The following is a 13019-nucleotide window of genomic DNA, read 5'->3' on the forward strand; positions in this document are numbered from 1 at the left end:
ATGATTTTCAAACCATCAGTTCTGGCCTTGAGCCTGCTGGGCGCCCTTTTCGCGGGCCATGCGAGCGCTCATGGTCTGTGGACCGAACAGCGTCGCGGCAATATCGAAGTGGTCTACGGCCATGGCGCAGAAGACAACGCCTTCAAGGCGCAAAAGGTCAGCGGAGCCTGGGCCTATGATCTTGCTGGCCGGAGGGTTCCGGTCACGGTGCAGCGTCTGGACGACCATGCACGCCTGCAACCCCTGAAGCCGGTGGCGGTGATGTCTGTCGCGCTGGACAACGGCATGTGGACCAGAAACAAGGACAAGAAGTGGATCAACGAAGGCCGCAGCAAAGTACCGGGCGGCACCGAGTCGATCCATACCTTCAAGTACAGCCTGGCGATTTATGAGGAAGGCGCTCGCCTGCCCTCATTCGACAAACTGAAGTTCGTGATCGTGCCTCAGGTCGACCCGCTGACAGTCGGACCGGGCAAACCGTTGCCGGTGCGTGTGCTGGTGGATGGCAAGCCTGCGGCGGGTATCAAGCTGTTCGGGGATTACCGCAGCGCTCCGGACGTGGTGAGTGCCGAAACCGATGCTGAAGGTCGCGCCAATGTAGTCGTGCGTAACGAAGGTTTAAATGTGATCGCGGCGGAGGTCACGCTGCCGGTCAAGAACGATGCCGATATCGAAGCGCGGGGCCTGTTTACCTCGCTGACCTTCGTGGGGGAAGCGCATCACGATTGATGCAACAAAATCTGTAATGCCGATCAGGTAAGGCACAAAGTGATTTATGACCTTGACTGATCGGTATTACTTCTAGGCTTTGTACGAAAAGTCGGCGAGCGAAGGTCAGGCAAGGCAAAAACAGGCGAGGAAGCGGAGTTTACGTATTGTAAATGAGCATTCCGAGCCTTTTTTAACGCAGCATCACCGAGCGCAGCCACTTTTCATACAAAGCCTAAACAAGTACCTCGGTATTACAAGTATTTCAGCCAGGTAATATCACGCCGCCGCGCTTTCAGCCCCGCAAACCAGCGCACTGCCGGGAACAACGCCACCGCCAGCAGCACTGAACTCAGCCATACGCCCCACATCGCATCGAAACCGAAGTAATCGCCCTGATTCTTGCCCCAGATCGCTACAGCAATCAGGTACAGGAACTTCAGCACATACAGATGCAGCAAATAGAAGAACATCGGTGCCGAGCCCAGGATCACCAGCGGTTTCAGCCAGCCCCTCTCCTGAATCCGCTCGAACCAGATCAGCACCAGCAGACCGATGCCCAGTGTCAGGCTGAGGAACAGCAATGACGGCGGGTATTTGGTGATATTGAAAAAGCTCATCAGCGTCTGCACGCCGGTTTCGCCAACACTCCAGGGCTTTTCGCCATAGCCGTTGATCAGGCGCAAGACCATGAAACCGATCAGCGCCCCCAGCCCCCAGACCAGCAAACGACTGCGACGCGCAACAGCATCCATAGCCGACGAAAACCAGGGGCCGGCGGCATAGCCCAGAGCGATGACACCGATCCAGGGCAGCAACGGATAAGAGGTGCGCAAACGCAGGGTGTCACTGACTTCGATCCAGCCGCGATCATGCAGAATCGCCCACGGAATATGCATGGCCGACTCGACACCGAAATGCAGCGAGTCCAGCAGGTTATGCCCGGCAACGATTACCAGCCCGATCACCACCAGCGCCCAGCGCGGCAGAAACACCATCACCGACAAGGCAACCATGCTCAGACCGATAGCCCAGATGACTTGAAGGTAAATAATGGTGGGCGGGAATTTGAAGGTCCAGGCGAAGCTGACCAGCGTGAACTCCAGGGCAATCAGGAACAGGCCGCGCTTGAGCAGAAAGGCCGAAACGTCAGTTCTGCCACTGTACTTTTCGCCATACAGATAGGCCGAAAGCCCGGTCAACAGCACGAACAAGGGCGCACACACGTGGGCCAGCAAGCGGCTGAAGAACAGTTCCGGCGCAGTCGTGGCGACATCCATCGGATCACTGACCTGACGGTGCAGGAAGAAGGTTTCCCGCACATGGTCCAGCAACATGAAAAGAATGATCAACCCGCGCAGGGCGTCGATCGATCGCAACCGTGAGGACGGCGCAGGAGTCGAGGGAACAGCTGTTGTCATGGAAGGTTCTTGTCCGTTGAGGGCTGTAACAGGTGCATGATGCTTCAAACGTGCGGGCAAGCCTCGCTCACACAAAACGCCGGGCGCATTGTGCCGCAGTCAGGCTTGCCCATGACAGTGCCATATTTCAGAACTCGTTCTGCAAGGCCTTGTAGCCGCGAACCAGATCGATATTGGTGTGTGCCACATCTTCCGAGAACTCCGAGGCCGAAATACTCACCGGCGGGAACTGCGAAAGATCGGTGTTCGGGCCGATGCGGGTGGTGGACGGCACGTAGAAACTTTCCGGCAGATCGCGACCATCCACCACCGAGTTATGGCGCACGACACTGCCATTCCCCACCTGACAGTTGAACAGCACGCTGTTGAAGCCGACGAAAACCCGGTCGCCCACCGTGCAGGGGCCGTGGACGATGGAGCGGTGAGCAATGGACGTATATTCGCCGATGGTCACTGCCGCACCGGACTTGGAGTGGATCACCACGCCATCCTGAATATTGGAATTGGCACCGATGATGATCGGGTCCATATCGCCATTGGCGTTGACCTCGTCGGCCCGGATCACGGCATAGGGACCGACAAAGACGTTGTCCTTGATGATGACCTTGCCGCAGATGATCGCGGTTTTATCGATATAGGCTGACTCGGCAATGACCGGCAGATGGCCGGAAGGGTTCTTGCGGATCACGGTGGTAGTCCTCAGGACGTATAGTTGGAGGTATAGGCCACGGCATCGTGGGGGTGCAGGCTTTCCAGGTGACGCACGCTGACACTGGATGCGGCAAACAGCCCTTCCAGTGCCTGCTGGATCTTGCGTGCAGCGTCTTCGACGTACATCAGATTCTGGCCATTGAGCCGGGCAAAGGCCTGCTCGTCGGCGCGTTTGACGGCAGTTTGCACCGGAGTGCCCAGGGCGCTTTCGGTGGCATCGATCAATGCCATCAGGCCAAGCGCGGTGGCCTGCTCCGAGATGCGTACCTGAACCGTTGCCACACTGCGCTGGCTATGAGGTGTTGCGAAGGAAGCATTTTCACGCAGCCAGGCCGCCGCATGAGCAGGGCTCAATGCTTCCTGACCGGCAAAGCGCGCCAGAAACGCCTCTTCCACCAACTGGCGCGACAAGGCTGCCGAACAGGGGCAGGTCGAGGAATACGTGACATCCACCGAGGCATCGAGGGATAAGCGCCCTCCTGCCCAGACCGCACTCAATGTCACTGGATAGGATTTCCAGCCACTCAGGCCTGGGGTTTTCAATGCCGGTCGGCGACACAACAGATTGAAACTCACCTTGAGCCGGGCGCGGCTGGAATGGCAATCGGCATGGCTGGTGACCATGGCTTCAAGCAACGCCGCCAGGGTGCCAGGAATGAATGGCTGATGTTCGGCAAAGCTGTCGAGCAAGGTATAAAGGCGCGACATATGAATGCCCTTGACGCCGGGATCCGCCAGGTCGACCTGCAGATCCACATAGGCATGTATCGGATGCGCCACACCGGGTTCGCCCAAATGAATCGGGACTTCGACACCTTGCATGCCTACCCAGTCAAGGGGAATCAGGACTTTGGAAACTTCCGTCAGGGCAACGTCAGGGAGGGGGTTATTCATTTCTGTAGTTCATCTCGTTGGCCTGCTTCGCCACCACGGGCGAAGCATGATGTAAGCGATATGGGCAACGTTCTACGCCAGCCAATATTGATACACTATAACATTAGCAACCAGAGAACCAGACATGCCTCCTCGGGTATTGCGCATCAGGTTTTCGCCAGCTCCTCGATCAGGAAGTCCCGAAACGCACTGACCGCCGCAGGCAGGTTGCGCCCGGCCATGCTCTGCAACTCGATGCGTCGGGCTTTCATGCCTTCGTCGCTGATCGGCAGAGAGCGCAACTCCTTGCCAAGCAGACGCCTGTCCAGCGTCATTTCACTGGACAGACTGATGCCGCCCTCCTCCCGGACAAAGCGCAACAGCGCGCCTATGTAATTGCTGGTCAGCACCGGATCGAACAGCAGGCCCTGTACGCCGCAGCAGATATCGAACAACTGGCGCAGTGTCGTATCGGTATTGGTCAAGGCGATGGCATAAGGCTGAAGCTCTGCCAGCGAGACTTCCGGGCGTTCTGCCAGAGGATGGTGGTTGCTCACCACCGCGCAGATGGCTCCGGTATGGATGTATTCGACCTTGATCTCCTTTTGCGGCGTCAGGCTGAACGTCAGGCCAAGGTCAGCATCGCCGGAGCGTACCTTTTCCGTGGCCTGGGCCGGTGCGCAGACTTCCAGTGAAAAATGGATGCCTTGATAGGTCCGGCGAAACAGCGCGATGGCCTTGGGCAGAAATTCCAGGGCGAAACCTTCGGAACAGGCAATGCGGACATGACCGCGCTGCAAGCCGTGCAATTCGGTGATTTCCAGTACCACCTGCTCGGCTTCGAGCTGGGATTTGCGCGCATAGGCCGCCAGGCGTATCCCCGCCTCGCTCAACACCATGCCTCGGGCACGCCGCTCGAACAGCACCGCATCCAGATCCCGCTCCAGCTTGGCGATCTGGCGGCTGACCGCCGATGCCGCGACATTCAGTCGCAATGATGCCTCACTGATCGACCCGCAGCGCGACACTTCCAGAAAGTAGCGCAAGGCCGTGGATTGCACACCGTAGAGCTGCATGAACGCCTCCAGCGTTGCCTTTTCGGCAAAGCAAGTATCGAAAGATTGTGCTTGTGGCATTGATACGCTTTGCCTAGAGTCGTGTCGAGGCCTAATAAAACCATTGCCTGCTTGTACTCCTTTCTCCTTTCGCATTTGCGATCCACTGCCCTTTGATACAACCACTTCGCCTTATGGAGATGACGGCATGGGCATCAAGGGTTTCGCTCGCAGCATTGCGCTGCTGGGCTTGTTCAGCAGCTTTTCCGCCTTCGCAGGCAAAGCCGATGACACGCTGGTTTACGCATCCGACAGTGAACCTGAAAACATCAGTCCTTATCACAACGACTTGCGCGAAGGCGTCATTCTGGGTCGACTCATCTGGGATAACCTGGTCTATCGCAACCCCGACAGCGGCCAACTGGAACCCATGCTGGCCACCAGCTGGAAACAGGTCGACGACAGCACCATCGATTTCGAATTGCGCCAGGGCGTGAAATTCCACAACGGCGATGCCTTCACGGCCGACGATGTGGTGTTCACCCTCAACTACGTGGTGTCGCCGGACTCCAAGGTCGTCACCATACAAAACGTCGACTGGATCAAGAGCGCAGAAAAGCTGGGGGATTACAGCGTCCGCCTGCACCTGAAAAAGCCCTTCCCGGCCGCACTCGAATACCTGTCCAATGCCGTACCGATGTTCCCGAAAAACTATTTCGAGAAAGTCGGCCTGGCTGAGTTCAGCCGCAAACCGGTGGGTACCGGCCCTTACAAGGTTGCGTCCATCACCAGCGGTGTCGGCGTGAACATGGACAAGAACCCGGACTACTTCCAGGGCAGCCCGCAAGGCCAGCCGAAAATCGGTCATATCCAGTTCAAGGTGATTGCGGACTCCGAAACCCGCCTCGCCGAGCTGATGACCGGTGGCGTTGACTGGGTCTGGCGCGTGGCACCGGATCAGGCGCAAAGCCTCAAGGGCATGCAAAGCCTGGTGGTGACCAGCGGCGGGACCATGCGTATCGGATTTCTGATCCTCGATGCCCGTGGCACCTCCAGCGCCGATTCGCCCATGAAGCACCTCAAGGTGCGTCAGGCAATCAACCACGCGATCAACCGTGAAGGCCTGGCTTCACAACTGGTGGGCGGCGAAAGCAAGCCGCTGCAAGTGGCCTGCTACCCTGGTCAGTTCGGTTGCGACACCACGGCGGCAACGGTCTACAACTACGACCCGACCAAGGCCAAGGCGCTGCTTGCAGAAGCGGGCTATCCCAATGGTTTCGAGACTGAAATCTTCGCCTACCGTGACCGAGACTATGTAGAGGCGATTATCGGCAACCTGCGCGCCGTAGGGATCAACGCCAAGCTTCGCTACCTGAAATACGCGGCACTGCGTGACCAGCAGCGCGGCGGCAAGGTGCCGATGTCGTTCCAGGCCTGGGGCTCGTTCTCGATCCTCGACACCTCGGCCTCGGCCGGCACATGGTTCAAAGGCAACCCGGACGACAACATCAAGGACCCGCAAGTCCAGGGCTGGCTGCAAACCGCAGACAACGCGCTGGACCCACAAGTGCGCAAGGACAACTACCGCCTGGCCTTGCAGCGCATCAGCGAACAGGCCTACTGGGCACCGCTGTTCAACTACTCGATGAACTATGCGTATGTCTCGGACCTGAACTTCAAGCCTTACCCGGACGAGCTGCCGCGCTTCGTTCTGTCGAGCTGGAAGTAAGCGCCACCTGAAGTAAATCGGTGAGTGCGGCACCACTGCGCACTCATCAATGTCATCCCATGGATACAAGGTCACTTGCCATGTATGGATTCCTTTTGCGTCGCCTTGGTATCGCCCTGTGCGTGGCGATTACCGTGTCGATCATCAGTTTCTCTCTCCTGCACCTTTCCGGTGACCTGGCCACCGCCATTGGCGGACCGGAAGCCACCAGCGAACAGATCGAGCAGATCCGTGTGCAGTACGGCCTCGACAAGCCGCTGGTCACTCAATACTTCAACTGGCTGGGCGACCTGCTGCGCCTGGACCTGGGTGATTCGTTCTTCTTTCAGGAGTCGGTCTACAACCTGATCGCCTCGCGCCTGTCGATCACCCTCGGCCTGGGAGCCATGGCTCTGGGCATCGCCCTCTTGATCGCCATTCCGCTGGGCGTACTGGCAGCGGTCAAGCGCGATACCTGGATTGATCGTCTGGCCTTGAGCATCGCGGTTCTGGGTCAGGCGATGCCCAGCTTCTGGTTTGCCCTGATGCTGATCGTGGTGTTCTCGGTCACGCTGAAATGGCTGCCGGTTTCCGGCAATGCCACCTGGGCGCATTTTGTGATGCCCGCCATTGCCCTGGGTTACTACGCCACACCGGCCATCATGCGCCTGACCCGCGCCGGGATGCTCGATGTGCTCAACTCCGATTACATCCGCACTGCTCGCGCCAAAGGGCTGCGCCCTTCGACCGTGCTGTTCAAGCACGCGCTGCGCAATGCCCTGATCCCAGTGGTCGCACTGGCGGCCGTGGAATTCGGCTTCATGCTCGGCGGCTCGGTGGTCATCGAAACGGTGTTCTCCCTTCAAGGCATCGGTCAACTGGCCTGGGATGCCATCGCCCGTGACGACTTCCCGGTGGTTCAGGCCGTGGTGTTGCTGATTGCCGTGATCTACATCGTTCTCACCCTGCTGGCCGACGTGCTCAACGCACTGCTCGACCCGCGCATTCGCGTGAAATAGGAGGCCCCATGAGCACGACAACCTCATCCGCTCTGGTCATCAACGACTACCAGCCACCGGCGAAAAGCATCCTGCGAAGCCTGCGTAACAGCCTGCGTCATCGCGGCTTTGCGATTGGCATGTTGCTGCTGGCAATCATTCTGTTCGGCGCGTTGTTTGCTCCGTGGCTTGCGCCTTACGACCCTTACGCTCAGGACGTCATGCTGCGCATGAAGCCGCCGGTATGGATGGCCAACGGCACCTGGGATTACATTCTGGGCACCGACAAGCTGGGCCGCGATTACCTGTCGCGCCTTCTCTATGGCGCGCGTATCTCACTGTTCATCGGTTTCTCGGCAGCACTGATCTCCGGCCTGATTGGCACGGTCATGGGCCTGTTGGCCGGCTACTTCGGCGGCAAGGTCGATGCCGTGATCAGCTACCTGATCACCACCCGCCTGGCCATGCCCGTGGTCATGGTCGCGCTGGCCTCGGCCTCGCTGATGGGCGGTTCGCTGAAAGTGGTGATCATTCTGCTTGGTTGCCTGCTGTGGGACCGTTTCGCAGTGGTGGTCCGTGCGGCGGTGCAACAGATTCGCGATGCCGAATATGTCGCCTCGGCCCAGGCACTGGGCTGCTCGACCTTTCGCATCCTGGCCAGTGAAATCCTGCCCAACCTGGTCGGCGCACTGATCGTGGTTGCCACCCTGGAAATGGCCCACGCCATCCTGCTGGAGTCGGCGCTGTCGTTCCTGGGCGTGGGTGTACAACCGCCGATTCCGTCCTGGGGCCTGATGATCGCCGAAGGCAAACCCTACATGTTCTTTTCCCCCTGGGTCATCGCCATCCCCGGTGTCGCACTGATGGTGCTGGTGCTGGGCATCAACCTGGTCGGTGACGGCCTGCGTGACTTGATCCTGCCCGATGGGCGCAACTGACAGAGGATATCCGGACATGGCTCTCTTGCATGTTGAAAACCTGCGCGTCGATATCCCCCTTGGCCAGGAAACCCTGCACGCCGTTCGCGGCCTGGATTTCCATGTCGAGCGCGGCGAAATGCTGTGCATCGTCGGCGAGTCGGGATGCGGAAAATCCCTGACGTCCCTGGCGCTCATGGACCTGCTGCCGCGCAAGGCAAAACGTACCGCAACGCAACTCAGCCTGGACGGCATCGATATGCTGACCCAGAGCGAACGCCAGATGTGCGACCTGCGGGGCAACCGCCTGGCGATGATCTTCCAGGAACCCATGACCTCGCTGAACCCGGCCTACAGCATTGGCGATCAGCTGTGCGAAGTGCTGCTGCGCCACCGCAAGGTGTCGCGCAAGGATGCCATGTTGCGTGCAGGGCAGATGCTGGAAAAGGTCGGCATCAGCAATGCGGGCGAACGCCTGCGTCAATACCCGCATCAATTGTCGGGCGGCCTGCGCCAGCGGGTCATCATCGCCATGGCGTTGATGTGCGAACCCGATGTGATCATCGCCGACGAGCCCACCACGGCGCTGGACGTGACCATTCAGGCGCAGATTCTGCGGCTGATTCGCGATATCCAGAAAGAATTCGGCATGGCCGTGATCTTCATTACCCACGACCTCGGGCTGGTCGCCCGCATCGCCGACCGGGTTGCGGTGATGTACGCCGGGCAAATCGTCGAAACGGCACCCGCCGTGCAGTTGTTCGAGAACCCGCAGCATCCTTATACCCGTGGCCTGCTGGCCAGTATCCCGATTCCGGGGCGCACGCAACCGGGTCAGCCGCTGGGGTCGATTCCCGGTCTGGTGCCGAGCCTGGTAGGCGAACAACAAGGCTGCGCGTTCCGCAACCGTTGCTCACAAGCGATTGAAGCCTGCGCCAGTCACGTCCCCCCCGTGGAAAACGACGACCACATGGCCCGCTGCCTGTTTGCCACTCCCGCAACGCCCACCGTCTTCCACCGGGAAGGAGCACTGTCATGAAAAAAGATATCGCTCTGGAACTCTGTGATATCCGTCGGGAATTCAAGATCAATCGCGGTTTCTTCAAACCGACCGCCACCCTGAAAGCCGTGGATGGCGTGTCCCTGCGCCTGATGCGCGGCGAAACACTGGGGCTGGTGGGCGAGTCCGGTTGCGGCAAGAGCACCCTGGCGAAAATGCTGCTGGGTCTGCTGCCGCCCAGCAGCGGTGATGTACTGGTCAACGGCAAGCATCTGGCCGCCACCGACCGCAAGGAAATGGCGCGACGCATCCAGCCGATCTTCCAGGATCCCTACTCTTCTTTGAACCCGCGCAAGACCCTGCGCGAAATCGTGACCCTGCCGATGATCGTGCATGACATCGGCAACACGGCCGAACGCCGCAAGCGCACAGAAGAAATGCTTGATGTGGTCGGCTTGCCCAAACGGGTCATCGACAGCTATCCCAGCCAGCTTTCCGGTGGCCAGCGGCAGCGTGTGGCCATCGCCCGTGCGCTGATCATGCGCCCGGATGTGTTGATCTGCGACGAACCCACTTCGGCGCTGGACGTTTCGGTACAGGCGCAGATCCTCAACCTGTTGCAGGACCTCAAGCGCGAGTTCGGCCTGACCTACCTGCTGATCAGCCACAACCTGGCGGTGATCGAACACCTGGCAGACCGAGTCGCAGTGATGTATCTGGGCCGCATCGTCGAAGAGCGCAGCCGCGAATCGCTGTTCTCCGAGCCTGGCCATCCTTATACCCAGGCACTGCTGGACTCGGTGCTGACCCCCGACCCGCATCTGGGCATTCCCGACCTTGGCCTGCATGGCAACTTCCCCAACCCGATGTCGCCCCCGACCGGCTGCGCCTTCCATCCGCGCTGCCCAAGCAGCGGCGACACCTGCAAGCAGCACTATCCGGCCAATGTTTCCGTCAAGGGCGGAACCGTGCGCTGCCATCTTCGCGACACCCCTCAACCCCTGGAGCTAGTAGCCTCATGAGTAGTCGCTCGAACGCTATCGATAACGTCTGCGAACAATTCGACAACGGCGCTTTCTTCGCCCTGTTGCAAAGCAGCGTCGCCTACCCGACCCAAAGCCAGGAAGCCGCCAGCTTGCCGGAGCTTTATCGCTACCTGAAGGAGTTCATCACGCCGCATGTGGAGCGCTTGGGCTTCAGCGTGCAGATCCATGAAAACCCGGTGGCCGGACGCGGTCCGCTGATGATCGCCACCCGCATTGAAGACCCGCACCTGCCAACCCTGCTCAGCTATGGCCACGGCGATGTGGTGCGCGGTTACGACGCGCAATGGTACGAAGGTCTGTCGCCCTGGCAAGTGGTCGAACGCGGGGATCGCTGGTACGGTCGCGGCACAGCGGATAACAAGGGCCAGCACCTGATCAATCTGACCGCACTGGAGCAGACCCTGAAGGCTCGCAACGGCAAGCTGGGTTTTAATGTGAAGCTGCTGCTGGAAATGGGCGAAGAAGACGGCTCCCCCGGCTTGCGCGAATTTTGCGAAAAATACAGCGAAGCGCTGGCGGCCGATATCTTCATTGCGTCCGACGGCCCTCGTCTGGCGGCGTCACGACCGACGCTGTTTCTCGGCTCGCGGGGCGTCTTCAATTTCGAGCTGAACGTGGACTTGCGCGAAGGCGCGCATCACTCCGGCAACTGGGGCGGACTGCTGGCCAACCCGGGCATCATCCTGGCCAACGCCATCGCCAGCATGGTCGATGCAAAGGGCCGGGTGAAAGTCGCCGGGCTGATGCCCAAGGCCATCCCTGAAAAAGTGCGTGAAGCGCTGGCGGATATCGAAGTGGGTGGCGGTCCTGGTGACCCCGATATCGATCCGGACTGGGGCGAGCCAGGCCTGTCCCTGAGCGAAAAGGTGTTCGGCTGGAATACCCTGGACGTGCTGGCTTTCAAGACCGGCAACCCGGACGCTCCGGTTCACGCCATCCCCGGCAAGGCCTTTGCCCATTGCCATATGCGCTTTGTGGTGGACAGCGACTACACCACCTTCATACCAGCCGTACGTGCTCATCTGGATGCCCATGGCTTCAGCAATGTCGAGGTCAAGCAAGGCCGGATCGACGTCATGAACGCCACTCGCCTGTCGCCTGACAGCCCCTGGGTGGAATGGGCACTTGCTTCGCTGACCACCACCACTGGCAAGAAACCCGCGTTGCTGCCCAACCTTGGCGGCTCGTTGCCCAATGATGTGTTTGCAGAAGTACTTGGCCTGCCCACCGTCTGGGTGCCACATTCGTACCCGGCGTGTTCGCAGCATGCTCCCAACGAACACCTGCTGGCACCGGTGGTCAAGGAAAGCCTGCAAATCATGACCGGTCTGTTCTGGGACCTGGGCAATGATGCTGAACGCCTGACCCGCGAACATCAGGCACTGGAGAACGCCTTATGAATGAAGCTAAAAAGCTGGCCACCCAATGGCTCGCCGGACAGCACGATGCCATGGAGTCGCTATTGCAACGGCTGGTGGACACCGACTCCAACAGCTACGACAAGGCTGGCGTCGATGCGGTCGGTGAACTGCTCGCCGCCGAGCTACAGGCCGATGGCATCGGCGTCGAACGCATCGCCGTCGAGAATTTCGGCGATGTACTGCTGGCCGAACTGCCGGGCGGTCCGGGCAGGCCGGTCCTGCTGCTGGGGCATCGCGACACGGTTTTCCCCAAAGGCACCACCGCCACTCGCGGCTATTCCCGCGATGACAAACTGGCCTACGGCCCGGGCGTGGCAGACATGAAAGGCGGGCTGGTGCTCAACTGCTTCGCCCTCAAGGCCCTGAAACGCCTGCCGCCGTTGCCGTTTCCGGTACAGATTCTCTATACCGGCGATGAAGAAATCGGTTCGGGCAGCGCCCGTGTTCATATTGAACGTCATGCCCGTGCAGCCCAGGCCGTGCTCAACCCGGAACCGGGACGCGCCAGCGGCAATGTCGTCAGCGCCCGCAAAGGTGGCGCCACGCTGATCATCGAAGTCAGCGGCCGCGCCGCGCATTCGGGGGTCAACCATGCCGACGGTGCCAGCGCCATTCAGGCACTGGCGCACAAGATCATCAAGCTGCATGCCTTGACTGACTATGCGGCAGGCATCACCACCAATGTGGGTCTGATGTCCGGCGGCACCTCCAGCAATACCGTCGCCCCAAGCGCCACGGCAAAGCTCGATGTGCGCTTTGTGGAACTCAGGCAATGGGATGAAATTCTCAAGGCCATTAAGGCCATCGTCGCCGAAGAGGAACTGCCCGGCACAACGGCCCGTCTGCTGGAAGCCACCACCTTCCTGCCCATGGAAGCCAGACACAGTACCGAGCTCTTGCGTCTCTATCAGCAACAGGCAACTGAATTGGGTTTCATCGTGGAAGGCGAATTCACCGGTGGCTGCGCCGACTCCGGATTTACCGCCAGCCTGGGCATCCCGACCCTGTGTGGTCTGGGGCCGGTCGGCGGCAAGGTGCATACCGATCGCGAATACCTGGAACTGGCGACCCTGGTCCCAAGAGGCCAGGCACTGGTCGCGACCATTCTGGCGCTGAATGAATCATCCGCCCCTACACCAACGCCGTAGGAGCGAATTTATT

12 protein-coding genes are annotated in these 13019 nt (G+C 59.8%); 8 read left to right on the forward strand and 4 right to left on the reverse strand.

Going from position 1 to position 13019, the window contains the following annotated elements:
- A complete protein-coding gene (locus tag CKW23_RS12550; RefSeq protein ID WP_095067665.1) occupies nucleotides 1-729 on the forward strand; it encodes a DUF4198 domain-containing protein in 729 nt (242 codons plus the stop codon).
- Nucleotides 730-962: 233 nt separating this feature from the next.
- Here the strand turns inward: CKW23_RS12550 and CKW23_RS12555 are convergent, their stop codons facing one another.
- The 4 genes from CKW23_RS12555 to CKW23_RS12570 all read right to left on the reverse strand — a co-directional run bounded on the left by CKW23_RS12555 (nucleotide 963) and on the right by CKW23_RS12570 (nucleotide 4789).
- Complete coding sequence (locus tag CKW23_RS12555; protein WP_095067666.1) at nucleotides 963-2129, reverse strand: DUF1624 domain-containing protein; 1167 nt, start codon at nucleotides 2127-2129, stop codon at nucleotides 963-965.
- Nucleotides 2130-2256: 127 nt separating this feature from the next.
- The gene (locus CKW23_RS12560) at nucleotides 2257-2817 is read right to left on the reverse strand and encodes a carbonate dehydratase (protein WP_025259656.1); all 561 of its coding nucleotides are present in this window, start codon (nucleotides 2815-2817) and stop codon (nucleotides 2257-2259) included.
- 11 nt (nucleotides 2818-2828) lie between these two features.
- Entirely contained in the window at nucleotides 2829-3734 is a 906-nt protein-coding gene (gene folE2, locus CKW23_RS12565) for a GTP cyclohydrolase FolE2 (protein ID WP_095067667.1), read from the reverse strand.
- A 146-nt stretch (nucleotides 3735-3880) separates the two neighbouring features.
- Nucleotides 3881-4789 (reverse strand): LysR substrate-binding domain-containing protein, encoded by a 909-nt coding sequence (locus tag CKW23_RS12570; RefSeq protein ID WP_025259654.1) that lies wholly within the window; start codon nucleotides 4787-4789, stop codon nucleotides 3881-3883.
- A 187-nt stretch (nucleotides 4790-4976) separates the two neighbouring features.
- Between CKW23_RS12570 and CKW23_RS12575 the strand changes: the two genes are divergently transcribed.
- From CKW23_RS12575 to CKW23_RS12605, 7 genes are all read left to right on the forward strand, one after another.
- The gene (locus CKW23_RS12575; RefSeq protein ID WP_025259653.1) at nucleotides 4977-6497 is read left to right on the forward strand and encodes an ABC transporter substrate-binding protein; all 1521 of its coding nucleotides are present in this window, start codon (nucleotides 4977-4979) and stop codon (nucleotides 6495-6497) included.
- A gap of 80 nt (nucleotides 6498-6577) precedes the next feature.
- Nucleotides 6578-7495 carry an ABC transporter permease gene (locus tag CKW23_RS12580; RefSeq protein ID WP_025259652.1) on the forward strand — a complete coding sequence of 306 codons (918 nt, stop codon included), beginning with the start codon at nucleotides 6578-6580 and terminating at the stop codon, nucleotides 7493-7495.
- An 8-nt stretch (nucleotides 7496-7503) separates the two neighbouring features.
- Entirely contained in the window at nucleotides 7504-8412 is a 909-nt protein-coding gene (locus CKW23_RS12585; protein ID WP_025259651.1) for an ABC transporter permease, read from the forward strand.
- A 16-nt stretch (nucleotides 8413-8428) separates the two neighbouring features.
- Entirely contained in the window at nucleotides 8429-9430 is a 1002-nt protein-coding gene (locus CKW23_RS12590) for an ABC transporter ATP-binding protein (protein ID WP_025259650.1), read from the forward strand.
- On the forward strand, nucleotides 9427-10413 hold the full coding sequence (locus tag CKW23_RS12595; RefSeq protein WP_025259649.1) for an ABC transporter ATP-binding protein: 987 nt from the start codon (nucleotides 9427-9429) through the stop codon (nucleotides 10411-10413). Before CKW23_RS12590 ends, CKW23_RS12595 begins: the two co-directional genes overlap by 4 nt.
- Nucleotides 10410-11837, forward strand: coding sequence for a M20 family metallopeptidase (locus tag CKW23_RS12600; protein WP_025259648.1), 1428 nt, complete (start codon nucleotides 10410-10412; stop codon nucleotides 11835-11837). The genes CKW23_RS12595 and CKW23_RS12600 overlap by 4 nt, the downstream gene beginning before the upstream one ends.
- Complete coding sequence (locus tag CKW23_RS12605) at nucleotides 11834-13006, forward strand: M20 family metallopeptidase (protein ID WP_025259647.1); 1173 nt, start codon at nucleotides 11834-11836, stop codon at nucleotides 13004-13006. The genes CKW23_RS12600 and CKW23_RS12605 overlap by 4 nt, the downstream gene beginning before the upstream one ends.
- The last annotated feature ends 13 nt before the right edge of the window (nucleotides 13007-13019 follow it).

The sequence above is a fragment of the Pseudomonas sp. Irchel 3A18 genome, assembly GCF_900187465.1.
Classification (GTDB): Bacteria; Pseudomonadota; Gammaproteobacteria; order Pseudomonadales; family Pseudomonadaceae; genus Aquipseudomonas; species Aquipseudomonas cichorii.

What these genes read in the sequence shown, in the direction of transcription:
- CKW23_RS12550 (WP_095067665.1), top strand. Translation starts at nt 1, where the DNA reads ATGATTTTCAAACCATCAGTTCTGGCCTTGAGCCTGCTGGGCGCCCTT.
- CKW23_RS12555 (WP_095067666.1), bottom strand. Translation starts at nt 2,129, where the DNA reads ATGACAACAGCTGTTCCCTCGACTCCTGCGCCGTCCTCACGGTTGCGA.
- folE2 (WP_095067667.1), bottom strand. Translation starts at nt 3,734, where the DNA reads ATGAATAACCCCCTCCCTGACGTTGCCCTGACGGAAGTTTCCAAAGTC.
- CKW23_RS12570 (WP_025259654.1), bottom strand. Translation starts at nt 4,789, where the DNA reads ATGCAGCTCTACGGTGTGCAATCCACGGCCTTGCGCTACTTTCTGGAA.
- CKW23_RS12575 (WP_025259653.1), top strand. Translation starts at nt 4,977, where the DNA reads ATGGGCATCAAGGGTTTCGCTCGCAGCATTGCGCTGCTGGGCTTGTTC.
- CKW23_RS12580 (WP_025259652.1), top strand. Translation starts at nt 6,578, where the DNA reads ATGTATGGATTCCTTTTGCGTCGCCTTGGTATCGCCCTGTGCGTGGCG.
- CKW23_RS12585 (WP_025259651.1), top strand. Translation starts at nt 7,504, where the DNA reads ATGAGCACGACAACCTCATCCGCTCTGGTCATCAACGACTACCAGCCA.
- CKW23_RS12590 (WP_025259650.1), top strand. Translation starts at nt 8,429, where the DNA reads ATGGCTCTCTTGCATGTTGAAAACCTGCGCGTCGATATCCCCCTTGGC.
- CKW23_RS12595 (WP_025259649.1), top strand. Translation starts at nt 9,427, where the DNA reads ATGAAAAAAGATATCGCTCTGGAACTCTGTGATATCCGTCGGGAATTC.
- CKW23_RS12600 (WP_025259648.1), top strand. Translation starts at nt 10,410, where the DNA reads ATGAGTAGTCGCTCGAACGCTATCGATAACGTCTGCGAACAATTCGAC.
- CKW23_RS12605 (WP_025259647.1), top strand. Translation starts at nt 11,834, where the DNA reads ATGAATGAAGCTAAAAAGCTGGCCACCCAATGGCTCGCCGGACAGCAC.